Annotated in this window: 22 protein-coding genes and 1 pseudogene; 10 read left to right on the top strand and 13 right to left on the bottom strand. The window is 64.2% G+C overall.

The features are described 5' to 3' along the window. Window positions 1-140: 140 nt before the first annotated feature. From MY55_RS10340 to MY55_RS10325, 4 genes are all read right to left on the bottom strand, one after another. Window positions 141-1,151, bottom strand: coding sequence for a cytochrome d ubiquinol oxidase subunit II (locus tag MY55_RS10340; RefSeq protein ID WP_043576506.1), 1,011 nt, complete (start codon window positions 1,149-1,151; stop codon window positions 141-143). Further along, entirely contained in the window at window positions 1,148-2,488 is a 1,341-nt protein-coding gene (locus tag MY55_RS10335) for a cytochrome ubiquinol oxidase subunit I (RefSeq protein WP_043576508.1), read from the bottom strand. Before MY55_RS10335 ends, MY55_RS10340 begins: the two co-directional genes overlap by 4 nt. A 3-nt stretch (window positions 2,489-2,491) precedes the next feature. Beyond that, window positions 2,492-3,058 carry a GbsR/MarR family transcriptional regulator gene (locus MY55_RS10330; RefSeq protein ID WP_043576511.1) on the bottom strand — a complete coding sequence of 189 codons (567 nt, stop codon included), beginning with the start codon at window positions 3,056-3,058 and terminating at the stop codon, window positions 2,492-2,494. Window positions 3,059-3,233: 175 nt separating this feature from the next. Then, complete coding sequence (locus MY55_RS10325; protein WP_047237655.1) at window positions 3,234-4,496, bottom strand: glycerate kinase type-2 family protein; 1,263 nt, start codon at window positions 4,494-4,496, stop codon at window positions 3,234-3,236. Between the two features lie 159 nt (window positions 4,497-4,655). Between MY55_RS10325 and mutS the strand changes: the two genes are divergently transcribed. Together mutS and MY55_RS10315 are read left to right on the top strand one after the other, a co-directional pair. Then, window positions 4,656-7,196, top strand: coding sequence for a DNA mismatch repair protein MutS (gene mutS, locus MY55_RS10320; RefSeq protein ID WP_065202330.1), 2,541 nt, complete (start codon window positions 4,656-4,658; stop codon window positions 7,194-7,196). 64 nt (window positions 7,197-7,260) lie between these two features. After that, on the top strand, window positions 7,261-7,686 hold the full coding sequence (locus MY55_RS10315) for a hypothetical protein (RefSeq protein WP_047238781.1): 426 nt from the start codon (window positions 7,261-7,263) through the stop codon (window positions 7,684-7,686). Window positions 7,687-7,953: 267 nt separating this feature from the next. Here MY55_RS10315 and MY55_RS10310 read toward each other — a convergent pair. After that, a pseudogene (locus MY55_RS10310) lies at window positions 7,954-8,478 on the bottom strand (pseudouridine synthase); the annotation flags it as partial. A gap of 346 nt (window positions 8,479-8,824) precedes the next feature. Here MY55_RS10310 and MY55_RS10305 point away from each other — a divergent pair. Continuing rightward, complete coding sequence (locus tag MY55_RS10305; RefSeq protein ID WP_047249657.1) at window positions 8,825-11,062, top strand: NADP-dependent isocitrate dehydrogenase; 2,238 nt, start codon at window positions 8,825-8,827, stop codon at window positions 11,060-11,062. 160 nt (window positions 11,063-11,222) lie between these two features. On the opposite strand, the gene MY55_RS10300 is transcribed toward MY55_RS10305, so the two are convergent. Continuing rightward, window positions 11,223-11,429 (bottom strand): cold-shock protein, encoded by a 207-nt coding sequence (locus MY55_RS10300; RefSeq protein WP_043576527.1) that lies wholly within the window; start codon window positions 11,427-11,429, stop codon window positions 11,223-11,225. A 213-nt stretch (window positions 11,430-11,642) separates the two neighbouring features. Here MY55_RS10300 and clpS point away from each other — a divergent pair, with 213 nt between their 5' ends. Together clpS and clpA are read left to right on the top strand one after the other, a co-directional pair. Then, window positions 11,643-11,963: an ATP-dependent Clp protease adapter ClpS gene (gene clpS / locus MY55_RS10295; RefSeq protein ID WP_011137215.1), complete on the top strand. Its 321-nt coding sequence runs from the start codon at window positions 11,643-11,645 to the stop codon at window positions 11,961-11,963. After that, a complete protein-coding gene (gene clpA / locus MY55_RS10290) occupies window positions 11,963-14,242 on the top strand; it encodes an ATP-dependent Clp protease ATP-binding subunit ClpA (protein ID WP_043576533.1) in 2,280 nt (759 codons plus the stop codon). Before clpS ends, clpA begins: the two co-directional genes overlap by 1 nt. Before the next feature lie 59 nt (window positions 14,243-14,301). Here the strand turns inward: clpA and xerD are convergent, their stop codons facing one another. The 7 genes from xerD to MY55_RS10255 form a co-directional block, all read right to left on the bottom strand. Beyond that, a complete protein-coding gene (xerD, locus tag MY55_RS10285) occupies window positions 14,302-15,189 on the bottom strand; it encodes a site-specific tyrosine recombinase XerD (RefSeq protein ID WP_043576535.1) in 888 nt (295 codons plus the stop codon). Next, window positions 15,176-15,640: a methylated-DNA--[protein]-cysteine S-methyltransferase gene (locus MY55_RS10280; RefSeq protein WP_043576740.1), complete on the bottom strand. Its 465-nt coding sequence runs from the start codon at window positions 15,638-15,640 to the stop codon at window positions 15,176-15,178. The genes xerD and MY55_RS10280 overlap by 14 nt, the downstream gene beginning before the upstream one ends. Window positions 15,641-15,711: 71 nt before the next feature. Then, a complete protein-coding gene (gene rplS / locus MY55_RS10275; protein WP_011137219.1) occupies window positions 15,712-16,080 on the bottom strand; it encodes a 50S ribosomal protein L19 in 369 nt (122 codons plus the stop codon). Window positions 16,081-16,083: 3 nt separating this feature from the next. Further along, window positions 16,084-16,851, bottom strand: coding sequence for a tRNA (guanosine(37)-N1)-methyltransferase TrmD (trmD, locus tag MY55_RS10270; protein ID WP_043576538.1), 768 nt, complete (start codon window positions 16,849-16,851; stop codon window positions 16,084-16,086). Next, window positions 16,851-17,357: a ribosome maturation factor RimM gene (gene rimM, locus MY55_RS10265; protein WP_043576540.1), complete on the bottom strand. Its 507-nt coding sequence runs from the start codon at window positions 17,355-17,357 to the stop codon at window positions 16,851-16,853. The genes trmD and rimM overlap by 1 nt, the downstream gene beginning before the upstream one ends. Window positions 17,358-17,391: 34 nt before the next feature. Then, window positions 17,392-17,643, bottom strand: coding sequence for a 30S ribosomal protein S16 (rpsP, locus tag MY55_RS10260; RefSeq protein WP_011137222.1), 252 nt, complete (start codon window positions 17,641-17,643; stop codon window positions 17,392-17,394). 103 nt (window positions 17,644-17,746) lie between these two features. Beyond that, the gene (locus MY55_RS10255; RefSeq protein WP_043576542.1) at window positions 17,747-20,425 is read right to left on the bottom strand and encodes a bifunctional acetate--CoA ligase family protein/GNAT family N-acetyltransferase; all 2,679 of its coding nucleotides are present in this window, start codon (window positions 20,423-20,425) and stop codon (window positions 17,747-17,749) included. A gap of 335 nt (window positions 20,426-20,760) precedes the next feature. Between MY55_RS10255 and nadA the strand changes: the two genes are divergently transcribed. The 5 genes from nadA to rpoS all read left to right on the top strand — a co-directional run bounded on the left by nadA (window position 20,761) and on the right by rpoS (window position 25,343). Next, window positions 20,761-21,678 carry a quinolinate synthase NadA gene (nadA, locus tag MY55_RS10250; protein WP_043576544.1) on the top strand — a complete coding sequence of 306 codons (918 nt, stop codon included), beginning with the start codon at window positions 20,761-20,763 and terminating at the stop codon, window positions 21,676-21,678. Window positions 21,679-21,792: 114 nt separating this feature from the next. Continuing rightward, window positions 21,793-22,536 (top strand): 5'/3'-nucleotidase SurE, encoded by a 744-nt coding sequence (gene surE, locus MY55_RS10245; RefSeq protein WP_043576546.1) that lies wholly within the window; start codon window positions 21,793-21,795, stop codon window positions 22,534-22,536. Further along, window positions 22,521-23,189 (top strand): protein-L-isoaspartate(D-aspartate) O-methyltransferase, encoded by a 669-nt coding sequence (locus MY55_RS10240; RefSeq protein ID WP_043576548.1) that lies wholly within the window; start codon window positions 22,521-22,523, stop codon window positions 23,187-23,189. Before surE ends, MY55_RS10240 begins: the two co-directional genes overlap by 16 nt. A gap of 148 nt (window positions 23,190-23,337) precedes the next feature. After that, window positions 23,338-24,342: a peptidoglycan DD-metalloendopeptidase family protein gene (locus MY55_RS10235; protein ID WP_081284668.1), complete on the top strand. Its 1,005-nt coding sequence runs from the start codon at window positions 23,338-23,340 to the stop codon at window positions 24,340-24,342. A 50-nt stretch (window positions 24,343-24,392) separates the two neighbouring features. After that, window positions 24,393-25,343, top strand: coding sequence for an RNA polymerase sigma factor RpoS (gene rpoS / locus MY55_RS10230; RefSeq protein ID WP_043576550.1), 951 nt, complete (start codon window positions 24,393-24,395; stop codon window positions 25,341-25,343). Window positions 25,344-25,373 lie beyond the last annotated feature (30 nt).

Below are 25,373 nucleotides of genomic sequence, written 5' to 3'. Positions count from 1 at the left end.
CACGCGGCGGATTGTGGCCGGGCAAAATGACAGTATCGTTACAATAATATGACATTAAGTTTACATCAAGGCGCAAAAATGGAATGAAGACGCAAAAAAAGCGCGCCATGCAGGCGCGCTTTTTGGTTTTCCTCCGCTCATTACTGATAGCTGAGCTTGTCGGCCTTGCCCCAGAACACCCGATAGGCGAAGGCTGTGTAGCCGATGATGCAGGGCAGCACCACGATGGCGCCCCACAATATCACCCACAGCGCCTCCGGATCGGCCGCCGCCTGCCAGATGGTCATCTGCCCCAGCACCACTTCCGGGAACACGCTGTAAGCCAGCCCCCAGAACGACAGCAGCACGATGCCGACGCTGGCGGCGAACGGCAGCCAGCAGAAGGCATCGTTGCCCGCCGCCTGGCGCCGCGCCAGCCGCGGCAGGCTGAGCATCAACAGGCCGAACAGCGCCAGCGAGCCCAGCGGCAGCGGCAACAACAGCAGGAACTGCGGCAGCGCGAACCATTTGGCGGCGATGGCCGGATTGGCCAGCGGCGTCACCAGCGACACCGCCGCCACCGCGGCGCCGGCGCCGTATAGGCTCAGTTGCGCCCAACGTATCGCCTTGGCCTGCAGCGTGCCGTGGGTTTTCATCACCAGCCAGCAGGCGCCCAGCAGCGCGTAGGCCAAGGCCAGGCCGACGCCGACCACCAGCGAGAACAGCCAGGACGTGGAGCTATCGGCGAAGCCGGTCAGGTAGCGGCCCAGCATCACCCCCTGCGCCAGCGCCGCCAGCAGCGAGCCGCCGGCGAACGCGGCGTTCCACCACGGCTTGTGCGGGTCCTGCGCCTTGACGCGGAAATCGAAGGCGACGCCGCGCAGGATCAGCCCCACCAGCATCGCCAGCACCGGTAGATAGAGCGCGCCGAACACCACGCCGTGCGCCAGCGGGAAGGCCACCAGCAGCAAGCCCGCGCCCAACACCAGCCAGGTCTCGTTGGCGTCCCAGAACGGCCCGATCGACGCGATCATCAGATCTTTCTCTTCGTCGTCCGCCAGCGGCAGCAGGATGCCGACGCCCAGGTCGAAGCCATCCAGCACCACGTACACCAGCATGGACAGCGCCATCAGTCCGGCGAAAATCGCCGGCAGGAAATATGCCTCGTTCATGCCAGTTGCTCCTTCAGTTGCTTGGCGTCGGCCGTCTCATGCGCGCCGGCCTTGCGCGCCAGGTGGAACAATACCGAGATGTAGGCCAGCAGCAGCAGCGCGTACAGCGCGAGGTAGGTGCCCAGGGAAGTGAACAGCATCGGCGCGGTGGCCTTGCCCGCCGCCTGGGCGGTGGTCAGCACCCCGGTCACCAGCCAGGGCTGGCGGCCGATCTCGGTGACGAACCAGCCGGCCAGCGTGGCGATCCAGCCGGCGAAGGTCATGCCCACCAGCAGGCGCGCCAGCGGCTTGGCCAGCTCGCCGCGCTTCTTCAACTGCCAGGCCGCCAGCCAGGAGGCCAACAGCATCAGGCCGCCCATCGCCACCATCACGCGGAAGCTCCAGAACACCTTGGCCACCGGCGGGTGCTGCTCGAACTCGTTCAGGCCCTTGATCTCGCCGCCCCACTTATGGGTGAGGATCAGGCTGCCCAATTCGGGCACGCCGACCGCATAATCGTTGCTGCGGGTTTCGGCGTTGGGCAGCGCGAACAACAGCAGCGGCACATTCTTCTCGGTATGCCAGATGCCTTCTATCGCCGCCAGCTTGGCCGGCTGGTGCTTCAGCGTATTGAGGCCGTGCATGTCGCCGACGAACATCTGCAGCGGAATCAGCAACGCCGCCAGGAACACCCCGCTCTTCAGCGCCAGCATCACGCCGCGGCCGCGGTCGCCGCGCAGGTAGCGGTAAGCGGACAGGCCTGCGATCAGGAAAGCCACAGTCAGGCCGGAGGCCAGCAGCATATGGGTCAGCCGGTACGGCATCGACGGATTGAAGATGACTTCAATCCAGCTGAGCACATGGGCGCGGCCGTCGCGCATCACGAAGCCGGCCGGGGTCTGCATCCAGGAATTGAGCGCGATGATCCAGAACGCCGACAGCGTGTTGCCGCCCGCCACCAGCAGCGTGGCCAGCGTGTGCACCTTCTCCGGCACCCGGGAGCGGCCGAACAGCATGATGCCGAGGAAACCGGCCTCCAGGAAGAAAGCCGTCAGGATCTCGTAAGCCAATAGCGGGCCGGCGATATTGCCCACCGTCTGCATATAGCCGGGCCAGTTGGTGCCGAACTGGAAGCTCATGGTCACCCCGGACACCACGCCCAGCGCGAACGACAGCGCGAAGATCTTCACCCAGAAGGCGTAGGCGTCCATCCAGCCCTGGTCGCCGGTCTGGCGGAAGCGCACCTTGAAGAACAGCAACACCCAGGCCATCGCGATATTGATGGTGGGAAACAGGATATGAAAGGAGATGTTGGTGGCGAACTGGATGCGCGCCAGCGTGACGGGGTCGAGTTCCATGGTCTACTCCTTTTCTTCTTCGCGATGGCCCAGCCGCGATAGCGACTGAGTGAACTGCAGCACCTTCTGCACCTGCGAGCCCAGCTTCATCAGCCGCTGCAGCGTCTCCACGTCCATGTGCTGGATGTCGGAAAACCAGGTGGTGACCAATTCGATCAGCTGGTACATCTCCTTCATCCTGGCCTGCGCGTGCTGCTCGGCCTCGCTGGCCGGATGCTCCATCATCGCGCCGCGCAGCATGGTCAGCGTCGGCTCCACCTCGCGCTTCTTGCGCTCCTCGGCCAGGGTCTTGAAGATCAGCCACACGTCTTCCGGCGTGGAGAAGTATTCGCGGCGGTCGCCGGGAAAATGCTGCAGCTTGACCAGCCGCCACGACTGCAGCTCCTTCAGCCCCATGCTGACGTTGGAGCGGGAACAGCCTATCGCCTCGCCGATCTCGTCGGCGTTCAGCGGTTTTTCCGATACGTACAGCAAGGCGTAGATCTGGCCGACGGTGCGGTTGATGCCCCAGCGGCTGCCCATCTCGCCGAAGTGCAGCACGAAGGCCTGCACCAGAGGTGGTGTGTTCATGATTTTCTCAATTTTCAGTAATTTCTGAAACTTTGATATGAATCATAATTGCCGGGAATAGTTCGGGTCAAGATGAACAAGGTATGATCTGTAGGCTTGACCCTATTTCCACGTCATGAATCAGGACGCGAAAAAGGCCATGCGCGGCATGGCCCGGATGCGGCACCTCGCCGCCTCACAACAGCAGGATGGCGCGGAAATCGTTGACGTTGGTGTGGGTGGGCCCGGTGACCAGCAGATCGCCCAGCGCCGCGAAGAAACCGTAGCCGTCGTTGTCGGCCAACCGCGCGCCGGCATCCACGCCCAGCGCCGCCGCCCGCGCCAGCGTGTCCGGCGAAATAAAAGCGCCGGCGTTGTCCTCGCTGCCGTCTATGCCGTCGGTGTCCGCCGCCAGCGCGTATACGCCCGGCAAGCCGTTCAGCGCGATGGCCAGCGCCAACAGAAACTCGCTGTTGCGCCCGCCCCTGCCCTTGCCCTTCAAGGTCACCGTGGTCTCGCCGCCGGACAGGATCAGCGCCGGCCTGGCCACCGGCGAGCCGTGCGCGGCGATCTGGCGCGCGATACCGGCGTGGACCTTGGCCGCCTCGCGCGCCTCGCCTTCTATGCTGTCGCCCAGCAACAGCACGTTCAGCCCCAGCCGCTTCGCCTCGGCCGCCGCCGCCCGCAAGGCCAGCTGCGGCGTCGCGATCAGCCGGTATTCGGCATGCGCCAGCCTGGCGTCGCCGGGCGCGGGCGTCTCGTCCGGCTCCGCCGCCAGCAATGCCCTTGCGGCGGGCGGCAAGGTCAAACCATATTTGGCGACCACCGCGCGGGCATCGGCATAGGTGCTTGGGTCCGCCGCCGTCGGGCCGGAGGCGATCACCGCCGGATCGTCGCCCACCACGTCGGAAATCGCCAGCGTCACCAGTTTGGCCGGCGCGCAGGCCAGCGCCAGCCGTCCGCCCTTGATGGCGGAGAGATGCTTGCGCACCGCGTTCATTTCATCGATGCCGGCGCCGCAGGCCAGCAACTGCCGGCTGACCTCCTGCTTGTCCGCCAGGCTGACGCCATCGGCTGGCAGGGTCAGCAAGGCTGATCCGCCGCCGGACAACAGGCAGATCACCAGATCGTCGGCGGTCAATCCGCTCACGGCCTCCAGTATCCGCTGCGCGGCCGCGCAGCCCGCCTTATCCGGCACCGGGTGCGCGGCCTCCAGCACTGCTATCCGCTCGGTCGCCACCGCATGGCCGTAACGCGTCGCCACCACGCCGGACAATTCGCCCGGCCAGGCCCGCTCCAACTCCCGCGCCATCGCCGCGGCGGCCTTGCCGGCGCCGACAACCACGGTGCGGCCTTTAGTCGGCGGCGGCAGATGATCGACCAGCCGTTTCGGCAGCGCGCTGGCGACGGCCGCGTCGAACAGACGGCGCAGCGTGGATTGCGAGTCAAGATCGGACATGACGGGTTCTCCAATGGCGATGACGCCATTTTGCCGCAGCCGGCCGCGGCTGACACCCCCGCCGCCGCGCGTTAGAATGGCGGCGATTCCAACGCCCCGCCTTCATTCGGGGCGTTACGCATTTTCCCAGACCGACACAAGAGCAGAGCCCGACACCCGATGAGCACGCCCCAGCACACCCCGATGATGGCCCAATATTTCTCCCTGAAGCGCGACCACGCAGACAAGCTGCTGTTCTACCGCATGGGCGACTTCTACGAGCTGTTCTACGAGGATGCGGAAAAGGCGGCGCGGCTGTTGGACATCACGCTGACCGCGCGCGGCGCCAGCGCCGGCGTGCCGATCAAGATGGCCGGCATTCCCTACCACGCCGCCGAGGGCTATCTGGCGCGGCTGGTGAAGATGGGCGAATCGGTGGCCATCGCCGAGCAGATCGGCGACCCGGCCCTGGCCAAGGGCCCGGTGGAGCGCAAGGTGGTGCGCATCGTCACGCCGGGCACGCTGACCGACGCCGCGCTCTTGGACGACAAGCGAGACAACCTGGTGCTGGCGGTCAATATGGTCAAGGGCGTGCTGGGCCTGGCCTGGCTGTCTCTCGCCAGCGGCGAGTTCAAGGTGATGCAGGCCGATGTGGAAGACCTCTCCAGCGAGCTGGAGCGGCTGAAGCCGGCCGAGCTGGTGATCCCGGACGACACCGGCCTGGCCGCCTTCGAAGGCATCTCGACGCCGAAGAAAAAGCTGCCGCCGTGGCAGTTCGACATCGAATCGTCGAAGCTGGCGCTGACCCGCCACTTCGGCACCCGCGACCTGGCCGGCTTCGGCGCCGACACGCTGCCAGTGGCCGTCGGCGCTGCAGGCGCCTTGCTGGAATACGTGAAGTCCACCCAGGGCGTGAACCCGGCCCACATCGCCGCGCTGTCGGTGGAGGAAGCCGGCGAGCTGATCCGCATGGACGCCGCCACCCGCCGCAATCTGGAATTGACCGAAACCATACGCGGCGAGGCCTCGCCGACGCTGGCGTCCTTGCTCGACACCTGCGCCACCAGCATGGGCAGCCGCCTGCTCGGCCACTGGCTGCACCATCCGATGCGCAACCACGGCAAGCTGGCCCGCCGCCACGGCGCGGTGCGCGCGCTGCTGGCGCGCTACCAGGACATCCACGCCGAGCTGGACCAGGTATCGGACATCGAACGCATCACCTCGCGGGTGGCGCTCCGCTCCGCCCGCCCGCGCGACCTGTCGGCGCTGCGCGACTCCTTGACCGCGCTCTCCGGCGTCAAGGCGCTGGCGGCCTCGCTGGACTCCGAGCTGCTGAAGGAACTGGCCGGCGTGCTGCCGGTCGATTCGCCGGTGCAAAAGATGCTGGTCGCGTCCATCCTGCCGGAACCTGCCACCTTCCTGCGCGACGGCGGCGTGATCAACAACGGTTTCAGCCCGACGCTGGACGAACTGCGCGCCATCCAGACCGATTGCGGCGACTTCCTCTTGAAACTGGAAGCGCGCGAGAAAGAACGCACCGGCATCACCACGCTGAAAGTGGAGTTCAACCGCGTGCACGGCTTCTACATCGAGGTGTCCAAGGCGCAGTCGGACAAGGTGCCGGACGACTACCGCCGCCGCCAGACGCTGAAGAACGCCGAACGCTACATCACGCCGGAACTGAAGGAATTCGAGGACAAGGCGCTGACCGCGCAGGACCGCGCGCTGGCGCTGGAAAAGCAGCTGTACGAGGCGCTGCTGGACGAGTTGGCCCCGCACATCGCCGAGCTGAAGCTGATCGCCCAGGCGGTGGCGGCGCTCGACGTGCTGTCCGCCTTCGCCCAGCGCGCCGCCATCGGCAATTACGCCGAGCCGCAATTCGTGCCGGAACCCAAGCTCGACATCGTCGCCGGCCGCCACCCGGTGGTGGAGGCGGAAGTGGAGCGCTTCATCGCCAACGACACCAGGCTATCCGCCGAGCGCAAGCTGCTCTTGATCACCGGCCCGAACATGGGCGGTAAATCCACCTATATGCGGCAGAACGCGCTGATCACGCTCTTGGCCCACGTCGGCAGCTTCGTGCCCGCCGATTCCGCGGTGATCGGCCCGATAGACCGCATCTTCACCCGCATCGGCGCCAGCGACGACCTGGCCGGCGGCCGCTCCACCTTCATGGTGGAGATGACCGAAACCGCCAACATCCTCAACAACGCCAGCGAGCACTCGCTGGTGCTGATGGACGAAGTGGGCCGCGGGACGTCCACTTTTGATGGCTTGGCGCTGGCCTGGGCCATCGCCCGCGCATTGATTGAAAAGAACCGCGCCTATACTTTGTTCGCCACCCACTATTTCGAACTGACCACGCTGGCCGGCGAATACCCGGCGGTGGCCAACGTGCACCTGTCGGCGGTGGAGCACAAGGACCGCATCGTATTCCTGCACCACGTGGAGGACGGCCCGGCCAGCCAGAGCTACGGCCTGGCGGTGGCGCAGTTGGCCGGCGTGCCGGGCAAGGTGATCCGCGACGCGCGCCGCCACCTGGCCGACCTGGAAAACCAGTCGGCCGCGCGTGTGCAGCCGGACCTGTTCGCCGCGCCAGCGCCAGCCGCCGAACCGGAGCCGCATCCGGCGCTGGAAAAGCTGCAGGAACTAAACCCGGACAATCTCAGTCCACGACAGGCAATGGAAATATTGTACGAACTCAAGAAACTGACCGATTGAACAGCTATCAGGCTGGACGTTATCTATTATTACTAAATAGTAGTATTGATAAAGGAGCAATATGATGTCGTTTGAAACCGCCTCCGCCGTATCCAGTCTGAGCCAGCTTCTCGGCCAGATCGAGGACGACGGAACCATCGCCCTATCCGATATCCGGGAGAAGGCCAACCAGGAACTCTCCTACTTCGCCAATCTGGCGCAGCAGGAGTTGCACCAGTTCGACATCAGCATGCCGCCGGCGATCAGCCTGGTCAGCAATGATCAATGTCAGCTGGTATTGGAAAATCAGCATCCGCATGAAGCCGAGATCCATGAGTGGCTGGATGGCAACCTGATCCTGGCCCGCAAGTTCAAGGAAATTGAGGTTCTGTTCGAGCTGGTCCGCGCCGCGGAAAGCGCCGGCGAGCTGTTTTCGGAAAACTCGAACTTCCACGTCGGCCTGACCAGCGCGGGCCCGATCGCCTACTTCGAGGATCATCATTCCCACTAGCGGCATCTTCCGTGAACGCCATTACAGCGCGCCGCAAAGCGCGCAAACAAAACGGGGAAGCCACGCTTCCCCGTTTGTCATGATGGCGCGGAAATTCGACGCGCCCACTGGCTATCAGGGCTTCTTGCCGCGGGCGAAACGGAAAGTCGGCGCCTTGCCGCCCCTGTCCGCCGCCTGAGCCTGGCGCGGCGGCGTCCTGTCGCCGGGCTTGCCGCCGCGGCCGGCGGACCCGCTCCGCGGCAACGCCGCCAAATCCACCTCCAGCGCGCGCATCTCGCCCGGCTGCAGGCCGTCCAGTTTCCACGGGCCGATGGCCACCCGCACCAGGCGCAGGGTCGGCAGTCCGGCCTTGGCGGTCATCCGCCGCACCTGGCGGTTCTTGCCTTCGCTGATGATGATTTCCAGCCAGCAATCCGGCACCGTCTTGCGAAAACGCACCGGCGGATTGCGCGGCCACAACTCCGGATTATCGATGCGCCGCACTTCGGCCGGCCGGGTGACGAAGTCGCCCAGGTCCACGCCGCGGCGCAGCAGCTCCAGCTGTTCCTCTTTCGGCTCGCCCTCCACCTGCACCCAATAAGTCTTCGGCAGCTTCCAGCGCGGGTCAGCGATGCGGTGCTGCAGCGCGCCGTCGCCTGTCAGCAGCAACAGGCCTTCGCTGTCGGTATCCAGCCGGCCGGCTGGATAGACGCCGGGCTGCTGCACGCAGGACTTCAGCGTCGGATGCGTGGGGTGGTCGGAAAACTGGCAGATCACGCCATACGGCTTGTTGAGCAGAATCAGCTGGGGCATGCGGCGAAAACGGTGAAATGAAGTAGGCGAATGATAACAGGCCAGGCCGCCGCGCGGCCGGCTATCCCGCGCGGTTCTCCTTCACCGCCGAATCTGACGGCGCTCGAACAGGTGTTTTATTCGCATCCGAACGCCAGCCGGCCAGTTATCAGGCATAAAAGTTTCAGTTGCGCCGCCAACCAAGCCGATGAGAAGGGGTATAATTCGCTTTTGAAAATTGCCCTAGAGCCGCCGAATGCGCGCATCCGGCCGGCCGCGCGCTCCGACACGCCCGGCGCTGTCGTCCGAGCGCTAAACTCTTCGCGCAATCGTTCTGTCATCACAAGATCAACATGGAGATAGAGTCATGCCTGCAGAACAATCGAAAATCATCTATACCCTCACCGACGAAGCGCCGGCGCTGGCGACCAGCTCCTTCCTGCCCATCGTCCAGGCCTTCGCGGGTTCCGCCGGCGTTCAGGTAGACACCGCCGACATCTCCGTGGCCTCCCGCGTGCTGGCCGAATTCCCCGACTATCTGACCGACGCGCAGAAAGTCCCCAATACCCTGGCCGAGCTCGGCAAGCTGACGCTGCAGCCGGAAGCCAACATCATCAAGCTGCCCAACATCAGCGCCTCGGTGGCCCAGTTGGCCGCCTGCGTCAAGGAACTGCAGTCCAAGGGCTACAATGTGCCGGACTACCCGGAAAATCCGGCCAACGACGCCGAAAAGGCGATCAAGGACCGCTACTCCAAGTGTCTGGGCTCGGCGGTGAACCCGGTGCTGCGCGAAGGCAACTCCGACCGCCGCGCGCCGCTGGCGGTGAAGAACTACGCCAAGAAACACCCGCACTCGATGGGCGAATGGAAGCAGTGGTCGCAGACCCATGTCTCCCACATGCACCACGGCGACTTCTACCACGGCGAGAAGTCCATCACGCTGGACAAGGCGCGCGAAGTCAAGATGGAGCTGACGACCAAGAGCGGCCAGACCGTGGTGCTGAAGCCCAAGGTCGCGCTGCAGGCCGGCGAGATCATCGACTCGATGTTCATGAGCAAGAAGGCGCTGTGCGACTTCTACGAACGCGAGATGGAAGACTGCCGCGAATCCGGCATCCTGTTTTCCTTGCACGTGAAGGCCACCATGATGAAGGTGTCCCACCCCATCGTGTTCGGCCACTGCGTCAAGATCTACTACAAGGACGCGTTCGAGAAGCACGGCAAGCTGTTCGACGAGCTGGGCGTCAACGTCAACAACGGCATGGCCACGCTGTACGAAAAAATCGAAACCCTGCCGGCCTCCAAGCGCGAAGAAATCATCCGCGACCTGCACGCCTGCCAGGAACACCGTCCGCGCCTGGCGATGGTGGACTCCGCCAAGGGCATCACCAACTTCCACTCGCCGAACGACATCATCGTCGACGCGTCGATGCCGGCCATGATCCGCGCCGGCGGCAAGATGTGGGGCGCCGACGGCAAGCCTTACGACGCCAAGGCCGTGATGCCGGAATCGACCTTCGCCCGCATTTACCAGGAGATGATCAACTTCTGCAAATGGCACGGCAACTTCGACCCGCGCACCATGGGCACCGTGCCCAACGTCGGCCTGATGGCGCAAAAAGCCGAGGAATACGGCTCCCACGACAAGACCTTTGAAATCCAGCAAGACGGCGTCGCCAACATCGTCGACCTCGCCACCGGCGAAGTGCTGCTCTCCCAGAACGTGGAAGCCGGCGACATCTGGCGCATGTGCCAGGTGAAGGATGCGCCGATCCGCGACTGGGTGAAGCTGGCCGTGACCCGCGCCCGCAACTCCGGCATGCCGGCGGTGTTCTGGCTGGACCCGTACCGCCCGCACGAGAACGAGCTGATCAAGAAGGTGCACGCCTACCTGAAGGATCACGACACCAACGGCCTCGACATTCACATCATGTCGCAGGTGCGCGCGATGCGCTTCACGCTGGAGCGCGTGGCCCGCGGCCTCGACACCATCTCGGTCACCGGCAACATCCTGCGCGACTACCTGACCGACCTGTTCCCTATCATGGAGCTGGGCACCTCGGCCAAGATGCTGTCCATCGTGCCGCTGATGGCCGGCGGCGGCATGTACGAAACCGGCGCCGGCGGTTCGGCGCCGAAGCACGTGCAGCAGCTCTTGGAAGAGAACCACCTGCGCTGGGACAGCCTGGGCGAATTCCTGGCGCTGGCGGTATCGCTGGAAGACCTGGGCATCAAGACCGGCAACGCCAAGGCCAAGATCCTGGCCAAAACGCTGGATCTGGCCACCGGCAAGCTCCTGGACGAGAACAAGTCCCCGTCGCGCCGCACCGGCGAGCTGGACAACCGCGGCAGCCAGTTCTACCTGTCCATGTACTGGGCGCAGGCGCTGGCCGAGCAGGCGGAAGACAAGGATCTGCAAGCCCGCTTCGCACCGGTAGCCAAGCAACTGGCCGACAACGAGCAAACGATCCTGGCCGAACTGAAGGCCGTGCAAGGCAAGAGCGCCGACATCGGCGGCTACTACCTGCCGGACGCCGCCAAGTGCAGCGCGGTGATGCGCCCGAGCGCCACCTTCAACGCCGCCATCGCGGCGGTGCAAGGCTAAGCGTCTCCGCCCGCGTCAACCAGGCCCCCGGATGTCCGGGGGCTTTTTTCATGCCGGCTGCCGGCGCCTGCGCATCGGCAAATGAAAAGCCCGCCAGAGGCGGGCTTTTTTGAATACGACTTACAGCCCACCGCGCGGCGGGGCTGCGGCAGAACCGCCCTTAGGCAGCGTTCTGGATGTTCGACGCTTGCTTGCCCTTCGGGCCGGACACCACTTCAAAGCTTACGCGCTGACCCTCTTTCAGGGTCTTGAAGCCTTGCATGTTGATGGCCGAAAAGTGAGCGAACAGATCTTCGCCGCCTTCGTCCGGGGTAATAAAGCCGAAGCCTTTTGCGTCATTGAACCACTTCACGGTACCAAATGCCATTTCACATCCTTGGGAAAAAAGGCTGGTGAAGCCGACCAACTTAGAGCTTAATAGACTTTGACAAGATGCTGTGACGCAAAATGCCAAACAGTTAAGCCAAGCACCAGCTGCATTTCTACGCAACCCGGGCAGTGCCGTCAAGTGATTGCCGGCTTGAGTCCCCCCTTGAAAAAAAGTCAGAGGGAACCAAAATTGAAGTAAGGCACCGTTTCCATGAAAGTCGACATGTCCACCTCGGTCAAAGACGATGCCCAGCTTGAGGCGTCACGGGTTAGGGAAAACCCGCCCCCGATGTATAAGGTGTTGTTATTGAACGATGATTTTACCCCGATGGACTTCGTGGTGCAGGTTCTCCAGCAGTTCTTCCACATGAACCGCGAGAAAGCCACACACATCATGCTGCAAGTCCACACGCAAGGTCACGGCGTGTGTGGCGTTTATACCAAAGACGTGGCTGCAACGAAGGTCGAGCAGGTGTTGCAATATGCGAAAGCGCATCAGCATCCGCTTCAGTGCGTAATGGAGGAAAACTGATGATTGCCCAGGAGCTTGAAGTAAGCCTGCACATGGCGTTCATGGACGCACGGCGCAAGCGCCACGAGTTCATCAGCGTGGAGCATCTGCTGCTCGCGATGACCGACAACCCGTCGGCCGCAGAAGTTTTGCGAGCTTGCGGCGCCAATATCGACCAACTGAAGAAGCAACTATCCGACTTCATCGACGAGCACACGCCCACCGTGCCCGGCGAAACCGAGGTCGAGACCCAACCGACGCTGGGATTCCAACGCGTGATCCAGCGCGCGATCCTGCACGTGCAATCGTCCGGCAAGAAGGAAGTGTCGGGCGCCAACATCCTGGTCGCCATCTTCGGCGAAAAGGATTCGCACGCGGTCTACTACCTGCACCAGCAAGGCATTTCGCGGCTGGACGTCGTCAACTTCATCTCGCACGGCATCACCAAGCAGCGGTCGCAGCAGCCGCCGCAGGAACCGCGCGACAACAGCGGCAACGATGTCGAGAACGAAGAGCAGAGCACCGGTCCGGGCGGGGCGCTGGAGAATTACACCCAGAACCTCAACCAGATGGCGCGCGACGGCAAGATCGACCCATTGATCGGCCGCGAGCACGAACTGGAGCGCACGGTGCAGATCCTTTGCCGCCGCCGCAAGAACAACCCGCTGCTGGTCGGCGAGGCCGGTGTCGGCAAGACCGCCATCGCCGAAGGGCTGGCGCGGCGCATCGTCGGCGGCGAAGTGCCGGAAATCCTGGCCAAGTCGACCGTCTACGCGCTGGACATGGGCGCGCTCTTGGCCGGCACCAAGTATCGCGGCGATTTCGAGCAGCGGCTGAAGGCGGTGATCAAGCAGCTGACCGACGACAGCAACGCGATCCTGTTCATCGACGAGATCCACACGCTGATCGGCGCCGGCGCGGCTTCCGGCGGCACGCTGGACGCCTCCAACCTGCTCAAGCCCGCCCTGTCCAACGGCAGCCTGCGCTGCATAGGGGCGACCACCTACAACGAGTACCGCGGCATCTTCGAGAAGGACAACGCGCTGTCGCGCCGCTTCCAGAAGATAGACGTCTCCGAGCCCACCGTGCAGCAGACGGTGGAAATCCTCAAGGGACTGAAATCGCGCTTCGAGGCGCACCACGGCGTCAAGTACACGCAGTCGGCGCTGTCCACCGCGGCCGAGCTGGCGGCCCGCTACATCAACGACCGCCATCTGCCGGACAAGGCCATCGACGTGATCGACGAGGCCGGCGCCGCGCAGAAGATCCTCCCCAAATCGCGGCAGAAGAAGGTGATCAACAAGTCGGAGATCGAAGAGATCGTCGCCAAGATCGCCCGCATTCCGCCGAAGACGGTCTCCAGCGACGACAAGAACGTGCTGAAGAACCTGGAGCGCGATCTGAAGAACGTGGTGTTCGGCCAGGAGAAGGCGATCGAAGGCCTGGCCAGCGCGATCAAGATGACGCGCTCCGGCCTCGGCAATCCGCAAAAGCCGATCGGATCGTTCCTGTTCTCCGGCCCCACCGGCGTCGGCAAAACCGAGCTGGCGCGCCAGTTGGCCTACATCCTCGGCGTCGAGCTGATCCGCTTCGACATGTCCGAGTACATGGAGCGCCACGCGGTGTCGCGGCTGATCGGCGCGCCGCCGGGCTATGTCGGCTTCGAACAGGGCGGCCAGTTGACCGAGGCCATCAACAAGCATCCGTACGCGGTGGTGCTGCTGGACGAGATCGAAAAAGCGCATCCGGACATCTACAACGTGTTGCTGCAGGTGATGGACCACGGCACGCTGACCGACAACAACGGCCGCAAGGCGGACTTCCGCAACGTGGTGCTGATCATGACCACCAACGCGGGCGCGGAGTCGCTGTCCAAACCGGCGCTGGGCTTCACCCAGACCAAGGTGGCCGGCGACGAGATGGGCGACATCAAGCGGATGTTCAGTCCGGAATTCCGCAACCGCCTGGACGCCATCATCCCGTTCGGCGTGCTGGACGAGCAGATCATCCTGCAGGTGGTGGACAAGTTCCTGATGCAGCTGGAGCAGCAACTGGCGGAGAAGCACGTCGACATCCACTTCACCGACGAGCTGCGCCGCTTCCTGGCCAAGAACGGCTTCGACCCGCTGATGGGCGCGCGGCCGATGGCGCGCCTGATCCAGGACACGCTGCGCAAGGCGCTGGCAGACGAGCTGCTGTTCGGCCGCCTGGTCGGCGGCGGCGAAGTGACCGTCACCGAAGCGGACGGCAAGGTGGAGCTGCTGTTCGACCAGCCCGCGCTGGCCGCCGAGCCCGCCTGAGTCCGGCAAGCCTGGAAACGATGCCTGAACGCCCGCGCAAGCGGGCGTTTTTCATGGCGCTAGCCGCGCGGATGATGGCGCGCGTGCAACTGCTTTAACCGTTCGCGCGCGACGTGGGTGTAGATCTGGGTAGTCGAAATGTCGGCATGGCCCAATAGCAACTGCACCACCCGCAGGTCGGCGCCATGGTTGACCAGGTGGGTGGCGAAGGCGTGGCGCAGCACGTGCGGACTGACCTTGGCCAGCCCTTGGCGCGCGGCGTATTGCGAAATCAAATGCCAGGCCATCTGCCGCGTCATGCCGGCTTTGCGCTGGGTGACGAACACCGCGTCGCACGGCAGGCCGGCCAGCAGCAGCGGCCGCGCTTCGCGCATATAGCGCAGCAGCCAGTCCTGGGCGATTTCGCCCAGCGGCACCAGCCGCTCCTTGCTGCCCTTGCCCATCGTTTTCACCACGCCGTCCAGCAGGTTCAGCTGGGTCAGCGTCATGCCCACCAACTCCGACACCCGCAGGCCGCTGGCGTATAGCACCTCCAGCATCGCCCGGTCGCGCAGGCCCAGCGGCGTCGCCACGTCCGGCGCCAGCAGCAGCGCCTCCACCGCCTGCTCCGACATCGACTTGGGCAACCGCAGTCCCTGTTTGGGCGTGGCCAGTCCGGCGCTGGGATCGTCGGCCCTTTGCCCGCTTTGCGCCAAGTGCTGGTAATAGCGGCGCAGCGCCGATGTCAGCCGCGCCCGCGTCGCCGGCTTTTCGCTGTCGACGCCGGCCAGCAGCGCTTGCCGCAGCTGCTCGGCATCGGCCTGCGCCAGCGTGGCGCCCGCTGCCTGCAAACGGCCTGACAATTTGGCCAGATCGCGCCGGTACGCCGCCAGCGTGTTCTGCGACAGGCCGTCGCTCAGCCACAGTTGGTCGAGAAAAGCGTCGATGCCGTCCTTATCCGAGTTCATGCCGCAACAGCCATCGCTTGATGTCCAGCGTCTCGTCGCCGCGGGACTGGTTGAAACCGCCCAGCCCCGCGCTCGCCACCACCCGGTGGCAAGGCACGATGATGGGAATGGGATTGCGGCCGCAGGCCCCGCCGACCGCGCGCGGCGACGACGCCAGATCGCGGGACAGGTCCAAATAGCGGCGGGTCTCGCCGCGCGGTATCGCCGCGATCTGCTGCCACACCCGCAGCTGGTACGGCGTGCCAAGCAGCCGCCACGGCACGCTGAACGCATGGTCCGCGTCGGCGTAGTAGGCGTCCAGCTGCCGCTCCACCTCAGCCTCCAGGCTGCCCGGCGCGGGCGGCCGCAAAACCGCGCCGGCCGGCAGAAAGCGCAGCCCGCGCAATTCGCCGTCTTCGCAGCGCACGCCCAAGCGCCCGAACGGCGCGGCGATCACCACCGGATACTCCATCCCCGTCTCCCAATAAAAAAAGCGCAAGGCCGAGCCTTGCGCTTTGATCATAACGGCTGTCGCCGACAGGATTAGCCCTGTTTGCGAGCCGGCAGCTTTTCCTTGATGCGTGCGGACTTGCCGGTACGACCACGCAGGTAGTACAGCTTGGCGCGACGCACGTCGCCGCGGCGCTTCACTTCAACGGAAGCCACCAGCGGGGAGTAGGTCTGGAAGGTACGCTCAACGCCTTCGCCGGCGGACATCTTGCGCACGGTGAACGCGCTGTTCAGGCCGCGGTTACGCTTGGCGATGACAACGCCTTCGTAAGCCTGCAGACGCTCGCGGTTGCCTTCCTTTACCTTGACTTGAACCACTACGGTATCGCCAGGAGCGAATTCCGGCAGGGTTTTGCCCAGGCGTGCGATTTCTTCTTGCTCGAGTTTCTGGATCAGATCCATGTTTTACTCCGGTTTTTTGCGGATATCTTGTTCCTGCTGGTACTCCGCCAGCAGCCGAGATTCCTGTTTTGTCAAAACGCGGTCTTGCAGCAGCTCGGGCCGACGCTTCCACGTCCTGCCCAGCGACTGCTTGAGCCGCCATTTGGCGATCAGGGCATGATTACCGGACAACAGCACGTCCGGCACCCGCATGCCTCGATACTCTTCGGGTCGGGTATAGTGCGGGCAGTCCAAAAGACCGTCCACAAATGAGTCTTCATAGGCCGACTGCGCATCGTTGAGCGCGCCAGGCAACAAGCGCACCACCGCGTCGGTCAGCACCATCGCCGGCAACTCGCCGCCGGACAGCACGTAGTCGCCGATGGAGATTTCCTCGTCGACCGCGGTTTCTATCAGGCGCTCGTCTATGCCTTCGTAGCGTCCGCACAGCAGGATCAATCCCGGCCGCTGCGACAGCTCCACCGCCTTGGCGTGGCTGAGCCTAGCGCCTTGCGGCGACAGGTAGATCACATGGCTGCGTTCGACGCCGGCCGCCTGTTGGCGGTTGCGGGCGGAAGCGATGGCCTGCTCCAGCGGCTCGATCTGCATCACCATGCCCGGACCGCCGCCATATGGCCGGTCATCCACCCGACGATAATTGTCGTGGGTGAAATCCCGCGGATTCCAAGCCTTGAAGCCCCAGAGATTCAAGTCAAGCGCCCGCTGGCTGACGCCAAAGCGGGCGATAGAGTCGAACATCTCCGGAAACAGCGTAACCGCGTCGATCTGCATCAGTAGTCCAGGCCCCAGTCCACCAGGATGCGGCCTTCGGCCGGCATCACTTCCAGCACGTACTGGTCGACGAAGGGGATCAGCCTTTGGCCGTGCTCGCCCTTCACCACCAACACGTCGTTGGCGCCGGTTTCCATCAGACTGTCCACCGCGCCCAGCGTTTCGCCCTGCTGGTTGACCACCGCCAGACCGATCAGATCGCTCCAGTAGTATTCGCCTTCGCCAGCCTCGGGCAGTTCGCTGCGGGGCACGGCGATCTGCATGCCGCGCAGGGCTTCCGCCCCGTCGCGGTCCTCGACGCCTTCCAGCTTGGCGGCAAGCGCCTTGGGCTGGATGGTGCCGTTCTCAAATGCATGCGGCTTCCAGCTGCCGTCCTTGCCCAGCCACCAGACTGGGTAGTCGAACAGGCCGTCAGCGTGTTCGGTATCGGCGTGGATTTTCACCCAGCCCTTGATACCGAAGGCGCCGCGCACAAAGCCCATTACCACCAGATCTTCGTCGCGCATGCGCCCAATTCCGTCTTGATGTCGGATAGCCGGATTAAGCGGCTACGACTTTCTGCTCTTTCAGCAGCTTGGCAACGGAGTCGGACAGCTGAGCGCCGACGCCAACCCAGTAGTTCAGACGGTCCATGGTGAAGCGAACGCGCTCTTGCTTTTCGTTGGCTACCGGATTGTAGAAGCCAACGCGCTCGATGAAGCGACCGTCACGACGGTTGCGGGAGTCGGTCACCACGATGTTGTAGAACGGACGGTTCTTGGCGCCGCCGCGTGCCAGACGAATCACTACCATTGTCGATTGTCCTTGAAAAAAACTGTGTATAGAAAAGCCCACGATTTTAGGGCAGATTTCCCTTATCTTGCAAGCGCTTAATGCAAGTCCCTGTTCCGCCAGCCTATTGCAGCGTCTTCAGCACCAGGCTCAGCGCCCGGTCTTCGGGGTGGGCCTCGATGCTAAATCCCAGTTTATGCATCAGTTTCAGCATGCCCTTGTTGCCCGCCAGCACCTCGCCGCGCATGATCTTCAGCCCCTGCTCGCGCGCCGCGTCGAACAAGGCCTGCATCAACAGATTGCCTATGCCGCGCCCCTGCCAGTCGTCGGCCACTTCCAGCGCGAACTCGCAGGCTTCGTTGTCCGGATCGGTGATGAAGCGCGCCACCGCCAGCATCTGCTCGGCACCCTGGTCGTCGCGCGTCATCGCCAGCGCCATCTCGCGGTCGTAATCCAGCTGGGTGAAGCGGACCAGCATGCTCTGCGACAGCTGCTTGATGCTCGACAGGTAGCGGTTGTAGCGGCTTTCCTCCGACAAATTGCGCACGAAGGCCTGCTGCATGTCGGCGTCCTCCGGCCGGATCGGCCGTATCATCACCGGCGTGCCGTCGGACAGTTTGGCGCAGATCACCATGTGCGAAGGGTAAGGCATGATGGCCATATGGCCGTAGCGCTTGAGGTCGGCGCGCGCCGGCTCGACGAAGATGCGCGCATCCAGCGCGATCACGCCTTTCTCGTCGGCCACCAGCGGGTTGATGTCCATTTCCCGCAGCTGCGGCAGCTCGCACACCATTTCCGACACCTGCAGCAGCACGTGGCGCAATTCGTCCAGGTCCACCGGCGGCAGGTTCTTGAACGGCCCCAGCAGCTCGCCGATGCGAGTCTGCGCCACCATATTGTCGACCAGGTAGTCGTTGAGCGGCGGCAGCGCCAACGCCAGATCGCGCATCACCTCCACCGCGATGCCGCCGGCGCCGAAGGCGATCACCGGGCCGAAGGCGATGTCGTGCGCCACGCCCACCATCACTTCGCGGGCGAAGCGGCGCTTTCGCATCGGCTGCACCGAGATGCCGTCGATGCGCGCGTCCGGCCGCGCCTGGCGGGTCCGCGACAGGATGGCGTCGAACGCCGCCCGCAGCGTGGCCTCGTTGCTGATGTTGAGCTCCACCCCGCCGACGTCGGACTTATAGATGATGTCCGGCGAATCGATCTTCAGCACCACCGGATAGCCTATCTTGTCGGCCTGCTTCACCGCCTCGTCGGCGTTGCGCGCCAGCGTGGTGGGATTGACCGGGATGCGGAAGGCCGCCAGCACCTGCTTGGATTCGCGCTCGGACAGGATGTTGCGGCCTTCGGCCAGCGCTCTGTCTATCACCTTGCGCGCCGCCGCCGCGTCCGGTCCGGAGCGCTTGCCCTCCAGCGGCCCCGGCGTCTGCAGCAGCAACTGCTGGTTGTGCTGGTAGGCCGCCAGGTGGCGGAACACCTCGATGCCGTATTCCGGCGCGCGAAAATGCGCGCACTTGGCCTTGGAGAACAGTTCGCGGCTTTCCGACACCTTGGCGTCGCCCAGCCAGGACAGGAACAGCGGCTTGGTGGTCTCGCGCTGCAGGCCTATCATCAGCTGCGCGGTGGTCAGGTGGTCGGTGCCGGCCTGCGGCGTGAAGATCACCATCACGCCGTCGACGCCGGAGTCGTCGACGCAGGCCTTGACCGCGGTGCGAAAACGCATCGGGCTGGCGTCGCCGATGATGTCCAGCGGATTGCCGCGCGACCAGTTGCGCGGCAGCACGCTGTCCAGCAGCTTGACGGTGCCCTCGCCCAGCTTCGCCAGCTCCACGCCGTAATCGACGGCGCTGTCGGCCGCCAGCATGCCGGGGCCGAAGCCGTTGGTGACGATGGCCAGCCGCTTGCCGCCGACGCGGTAATTGGCGGCCAGCACCTTGGCGGCGGTGAACAGCTGGGCGATCGACGACACCCTGAGCACGCCGGCGCGGGCCAGCGCCGCGTCGAAGACTTCGCCGCTGGCCACCAGATTGCTGGAATGAGTCAGGCCGCGGGCATCGCTCTCGAAGCGGCCCGACTTGATCACCACCACCGGTTTGGTGCGGGCGGCGGCGCGCAGCGCCGACATGAAGCGGCGCGCGTCGTGAATGTGGTGCACATGCAACAAAATCCCCTGGGTGGCGTTGTCGGCCACCAGGTAATCGAGAATTTCGCCGAAACCGACATCCAGCGCGCCGCCCAGCGAAATCACGCTGGAAAAGCCGATTTCCTTGCTATCGGCCCAGTCCAGCATCGCCGCGCACAGCGCCGACGACTCCGACACCAGCGCCAGATTGCCCGGCCGCACCTTGCCGCTGTAATTGCTGGCGTTGAAACCCGCCACCGGCCGCATCAGGCCCAGCACATTCGGCCCCAGGATGCGGATGCCGAAATGGCGGGCGATGGACAGCGCCTCGTTGATCAGCTCCTGCTCCAGCTGCTCGCTGTCGGAAAACTCCTTGGCCAGCAGCACCGCCTTGACGCCCTTCTTGCCGCAGTCCTTGACGATGGCGGGCAAGGAGCGGATGGCGGTCACCACCACCGCCAGCTCCACCGGCTCGTCTATCTGCCGCACCGAAGCCACCGCCGGAATGCCCCCCACCACCTTATGATTGAGGTTGACCGGAAACAGCTTGCCCTGGAAGGAACTGGCCAGCAGATTGGCGAACACCGCCTGGCCGATCGAGCCGGGACGGTCGCTGGCGCCCACCACGGCCACGGTGCGCGGAGAAAACAGCGGGGTCAGATAATGTGGCCTCATGCGCGTTCATCCTCGGAAACAATGTCTATCGGCGCCGGCGCGCTCGGGCAGCCGCTCCGAGCGCCAGCTTACGCGATCCCGGGCCCGCGCGGCGCGGCAGCGCGGCCGGCCTTGATCATGCGGGCTAAATCTTTTCGTCATATTGACTTTGGGCAAGCGGCGGACAAATGCATTTCATGTCACAGGCAGCGACGATTTTCCCCGCCGCCGCGCCCAGCCAGTAGCGCAGACTTTACAATATTGCTAATCTTTACTATTCCGCAACAAACCTTGTTGCGTTGCACCATTCAGCCGCCGCGGCCCGCGCGCCCGGTCAGGCAGGAGCCGACTCAACCATGACGAAACGCGTCGTCACCCTCGCTCATTATTACACCCAGCCCGAAATCCAGCAGATGGCGGACAAGGTGGGAGACAGCCTGGAATTATCGTTGTACGCCAAGGAAGCCCAAGCCGACATCATCGTGTTCGCCGGCGTGCGCTTCATGGCCGAAACCGCCAAGATCCTGAATCCGCAAGCCACGGTGATCCTGCCGGACGCCGGCTCCACCTGCTCGCTGGTCACCCAGACCGACGTGGCGGAGCTGACGCAGTGGCGCAAGCGCTACCCGGACCACGTCCACGTGTCCTACATCAACTCCAGCGCCGAACACAAAGCCGTGTCCGACTGGATCGTCACCAGCCGCAACGTCGACGACATCATCGCCCACCTGTACGCCGAAGGTAAGAAAGTCATCTTCTCGCCCGACCGCAACATGGGCGGCTACCTGAACGACCAGTACGGCTACGACATGCCGCTGTGGTCGGCGGTGTGCGAGGTCCACGACAAGTTCAACGAAGCCGCGCTGAACGAGGCCTTCGAGGCCGTGCCCGGCGAGAAATACCTGATCGCCCACCCGGAAAGCCCGCTGCCGGTGCTGAAGAAAGCCGACTACGTCGGCTCCACCTCCGGCATGCTCAACTGGGTGAAGGCCTACCAGGGCGACGCCAAGGCGGTGATCTTCGTCGCCACCGAAGACGGCATCCTGTACAACATGGGCCTGGCCCGCCCCGACCTCGACCTGCGCCAGGCGCCGATCTACGCCGGCTGCCAGTGCAACTCCTGTCCGTACATGAAGATGAACACCATCGAGGCGGTCAAGCGCGCGCAGCAGGGCCAGGGTCTGGAGATCGACTATCTGACGCCGGCGCAGATGGACGCCGCCCGGGTGCCCATCGAGCGCATGCTGGAATTCAGCCAGCGCTACTACGCCTGACACAGGCCAAGAAGCCCGCGCGCAGCGGGCTTTTTTACGGCCCGACGCCGCGGCGGCCCTATTCGCTGTCATCCCGGCGGCGCTACAATCATGCGATATCAACGGAAAGACAGTATGAAGTTTCTGCTCAGCAACGATGACGGTTATTCCGCTCCCGGCCTGGCCATGCTGGCCGCCACGCTCTCGCGTTACGGCGAAGTGGTGGTGGTGGCCCCCGAGCGCGACCGCAGCGGCGCCAGCAACTCGCTGACGCTGGACCGGCCGCTGACCGTCCGCACCGCCGCCAACGGCTTCCACTACGTCAATGGCACCCCCACCGACTGCGTCCACCTGGCCGTGACCGGCATGCTCGACTTCAAGCCGGACATGGTGTTCAGCGGCATCAACAACGGCCCCAATATGGGCGACGACACGCTGTACTCCGGCACCGTCGCCGCCGCCACCGAAGGCTTCATGCTGGGCATTCCCTCCATCGCCGTCTCGCTGGCCGGCTATAGCGGCCGGCATTTTTCCACCGCCGGCAAAGTGGTGGCGCAACTGGTGGAGCGCTGCCTGGAACAGCCCTTCCAGCAACCGGTGCTGCTCAACGTCAATGTGCCGGATGTGCCGGAGGACGCGTTGGGTCCCTTGTCCGTGACGCGTCTGGGCCGCCGCCATGCCGCGCAGCCGGCAATCAAATCTCAGAATCCGCGCGGAGAGACGATATACTGGGTGGGACCGGTGGGCGCGGTGCAGGATGCCGCCGCGGGCACCGATTTCGGCTGCGTCGCGGCCTCCCAGGCTTCGATCACCCCGCTGATGCTCGATTTGACCGCCTTCGGGCAACTGGACAGGATTTCCACATGGCTTCACCGCTGACACAGAACGGCCAGGCATACGGCATGCTTTCCGAGCGCACCCGCCGGCGCATGACCGACCGCCTGCGCCAGAATGGCATCAGCGACGAAAGAGTACTCAAGGCCATGCACGAGGTGCCGCGCCACCTGTTCGTCGACCAGGCGCTGGCCACCCGCGCCTACGACGACGTGTCGCTGCCCATCGGCCATGGCCAGACCATCTCCCAGCCGCTGACCGTGGCCAGGATGACGGAGTTGCTGCTGCAAGGGCGCCAGCCGGGGAAAATCCTGGAAATCGGCACCGGTTGCGGCTACCAGGCCGCGGTGCTGCTGAAAACCGGCGCCGAGGTGTATTCGATGGAACGACTGGCCGCGATTCTTGACCAAGCCAGACGCAATCTTCGCGCCTCCAAGCTGGTCAACGCCCGCCTGGTGCATGGCGACGGCAACGCCGGCCTGCCCGAAGCCGCGCCGTTCGACGGCATCATCGTCGCGGCCGCGGCGCGGAGCATACCCGGCGCGCTGGTCGACCAACTGGCCGAAGGCGGCCGGATGGTACTGCCGCTGGGCGAAACCGAGCAGCATTTGTGGCTGCTGGAAAAAACCTCGCAGGGCGTGCAGAAAACCAAGCTCGACCCGGTGAAATTCGTTCCGCTGCTGAATGGGCGTAGTTGAAACTGCAAAAACGCAACACTATCGCTGTCAGACAATCAAGCAAAACTCTTATTCAACGTTTCAACAAAAAAACATGCTAAAAATGCATTGCAGGTATGCGTATATATTAGTTGCCGCGCTGGGGGCCGGATTGGCCGGTTGCAGCAGCATGGTGCAACAGGCCGCGCCGGTGGAAAGCGCCGCGCCCGCCCCAGTGGGCCAGAGCAAACCGGCGCAAACCGCGCCGGCGGTTCCGGCCGCGACGACGGGCAATACTGTCGCCACCCCGTACCGGGACCAGGGCAGCCTGGCCGTGCAGCCGGTGGACAGCGGCGCGGCAGCCGCCGGCGAGCAGACTTATGTGGTGAAACCCGGCGACAACCTGTTCCGCATATCGCTGAACCATGGCTTGAAGTACAAGGACGTGGCCGCCTGGAACAATCTGCCGGACACCGGCATCAAGGTCGGCCAGGTGCTGCGGCTGACGCCGCCGGGCGGCTCGATGCCAAGCGCCGCAGCCGGCACGGCGCCGGTCACGGTCGCGACGAGTCCGGCCGCCGGGCAGTCCGCTGCCGGCGCAGGCGCGGTCAAGGCCTATCCCAAAGCCTTGAAGCTGCCATACGGCAGCGACGCGGCGAAAGAACTGGCGGCTCAGAGCGAGGGACGCCAGGTCGGCAAGAACAACGCTCAGGCGTCCGGCTCCGCCGCGGCGCCGGCGCCCGGCAAAAAGCCGGAAGCCAGCGCGGCGGTCATCGCGCCGGCTCCCGCCAAGGATGCCAGCGCGCCGGCCGCCAAGGCCGACGAAGACGCGGTGGCTTGGGGGTGGCCTACCGAGGGCAAGGTGTCGAAAGGCTACTCGGACAGCAATAAAGGCGTGGAAATCGCCGGCCGCATGGGCCAGCCGGTGCTCGCCGCAGGTGATGGCAAGGTGGTGTACAGCGGCGCCGGGCTTCGCGGCTATGGCAAGCTGATCATCATCAAACACAATAAGACCTTCCTGTCAGCGTATGCGCATAACAGCCAGCTGCTGGTAAAGGAAGGACAGTCTGTCAAGAAAGGGCAGAAGATTGCCGAAATGGGCAATTCCGATGCCGACCAAGTCAAGCTGCACTTCGAGATCCGCCGTTTCGGCAAGCCGGTGGACCCGATGCAGTACCTTGAACACAAGTCCTGAACGGGTAGGCTCCGCCCCCGTCGGGACAAGACAGCGACGGGGGTAGAGAGATGAGCAACGAAATGGATATCCTGGACGAGAACGAACTTCTCGACGAGGAAGGCGGCGAGGAAGCCGCCGCCGAAACGGAAGCGGAAGAAGCCGCGGAAAGCACCGCGGTCTTCGAAGACGTGGTCGCCGACGTCACCCAGATTTATCTGAACGACATCGGCAACAACGCGCTGCTGACCCCGCAGGAAGAACTGGCGCTGGCGCGCAGGGTGGTGGCCGGCGAGTTCGAAGCCCGACAGAAGATGATCGAGCACAACCTGCGGCTGGTGGTGAACATCGCCAAGCATTACATCAACCGCGGGCTGGCCCTGCTCGACCTGATCGAGGAAGGCAATATCGGCCTGATGCACGCGCTGGAGAAATTCGACCCCGAGCGCGGCTTCCGCTTCTCCACCTACGCCACCTGGTGGATACGCCAGAGCATCGAACGCGCGATCATGAACCAGTCGCGCACCATCCGCCTGCCGGTGCACGTGATCAAGGAGCTGAACGTCTATCTGCGCGCTTCGCGCCATCTGGAAAGCCAGATCGGCCGCGAGCCCAGCATAGAGGAGATCGCCCACCTGGTCGGCAAGCCGGTGGAGGATGTGCGCAAGGTGATGAACCTCAACGAGCGCATGGCTTCGCTGGACGCGCCGCTGGACATCGATCCGATGCTGTCGATCGGCGAATCCATCCCGGACGAGCAGCACGAAGAGCCGGAGCTGCAGCTGCACAACAACCAGCTGGAAATGTTCGTCCACGACTGGCTGAGCCAGCTCAACGAGAAACAGCGGCTGGTGATAGAGCGGCGCTACGGGCTCAACGGCTACGAGATCTGCACGCTGGAGGAACTGGCCGCCTCGCTCAGCCTGACCCGCGAGCGCGTCCGGCAAATCCAGATCGAAGGCCTGGAGCAACTGCGCCGCATCCTGCGCCGCAAGGGCATCTCGCGCGACTTCCTGCTCTGAGCCGCACCCGCTCCATCCGCTTAAGCCCGG

Source organism: Chromobacterium subtsugae (genome assembly GCF_001676875.1).
Classification (GTDB): domain Bacteria; phylum Pseudomonadota; class Gammaproteobacteria; order Burkholderiales; family Chromobacteriaceae; genus Chromobacterium; species Chromobacterium subtsugae.
This window is presented reverse-complemented; position numbering and strand designations above follow the sequence as displayed.

Bases quoted from the DNA above. Each gene is read 5' to 3' on its own strand.
- MY55_RS10235 (WP_081284668.1), top strand. From the start codon at position 23,338: ATGGTGCAACAGGCCGCGCCGGTGGAAAGCGCCGCGCCCGCCCCAGTG.
- MY55_RS10335 (WP_043576508.1), bottom strand. From the start codon at position 2,488: ATGGAACTCGACCCCGTCACGCTGGCGCGCATCCAGTTCGCCACCAAC.
- MY55_RS10240 (WP_043576548.1), top strand. From the start codon at position 22,521: ATGGCTTCACCGCTGACACAGAACGGCCAGGCATACGGCATGCTTTCC.
- MY55_RS10315 (WP_047238781.1), top strand. From the start codon at position 7,261: ATGTCGTTTGAAACCGCCTCCGCCGTATCCAGTCTGAGCCAGCTTCTC.
- MY55_RS10305 (WP_047249657.1), top strand. From the start codon at position 8,825: ATGCCTGCAGAACAATCGAAAATCATCTATACCCTCACCGACGAAGCG.
- MY55_RS10300 (WP_043576527.1), bottom strand. From the start codon at position 11,429: ATGGCATTTGGTACCGTGAAGTGGTTCAATGACGCAAAAGGCTTCGGC.
- MY55_RS10325 (WP_047237655.1), bottom strand. From the start codon at position 4,496: ATGTCCGATCTTGACTCGCAATCCACGCTGCGCCGTCTGTTCGACGCG.
- rpsP (WP_011137222.1), bottom strand. From the start codon at position 17,643: ATGGTAGTGATTCGTCTGGCACGCGGCGGCGCCAAGAACCGTCCGTTC.
- trmD (WP_043576538.1), bottom strand. From the start codon at position 16,851: ATGCAGATCGACGCGGTTACGCTGTTTCCGGAGATGTTCGACTCTATC.
- clpS (WP_011137215.1), top strand. From the start codon at position 11,643: ATGAAAGTCGACATGTCCACCTCGGTCAAAGACGATGCCCAGCTTGAG.
- mutS (WP_065202330.1), top strand. From the start codon at position 4,656: ATGAGCACGCCCCAGCACACCCCGATGATGGCCCAATATTTCTCCCTG.
- nadA (WP_043576544.1), top strand. From the start codon at position 20,761: ATGACGAAACGCGTCGTCACCCTCGCTCATTATTACACCCAGCCCGAA.
- clpA (WP_043576533.1), top strand. From the start codon at position 11,963: ATGATTGCCCAGGAGCTTGAAGTAAGCCTGCACATGGCGTTCATGGAC.
- MY55_RS10330 (WP_043576511.1), bottom strand. From the start codon at position 3,058: ATGAACACACCACCTCTGGTGCAGGCCTTCGTGCTGCACTTCGGCGAG.
- xerD (WP_043576535.1), bottom strand. From the start codon at position 15,189: ATGAACTCGGATAAGGACGGCATCGACGCTTTTCTCGACCAACTGTGG.
- MY55_RS10255 (WP_043576542.1), bottom strand. From the start codon at position 20,425: ATGAGGCCACATTATCTGACCCCGCTGTTTTCTCCGCGCACCGTGGCC.
- MY55_RS10280 (WP_043576740.1), bottom strand. From the start codon at position 15,640: ATGGAGTATCCGGTGGTGATCGCCGCGCCGTTCGGGCGCTTGGGCGTG.
- rimM (WP_043576540.1), bottom strand. From the start codon at position 17,357: ATGCGCGACGAAGATCTGGTGGTAATGGGCTTTGTGCGCGGCGCCTTC.
- MY55_RS10340 (WP_043576506.1), bottom strand. From the start codon at position 1,151: ATGAACGAGGCATATTTCCTGCCGGCGATTTTCGCCGGACTGATGGCG.
- rplS (WP_011137219.1), bottom strand. From the start codon at position 16,080: ATGGATCTGATCCAGAAACTCGAGCAAGAAGAAATCGCACGCCTGGGC.
- rpoS (WP_043576550.1), top strand. From the start codon at position 24,393: ATGAGCAACGAAATGGATATCCTGGACGAGAACGAACTTCTCGACGAG.
- surE (WP_043576546.1), top strand. From the start codon at position 21,793: ATGAAGTTTCTGCTCAGCAACGATGACGGTTATTCCGCTCCCGGCCTG.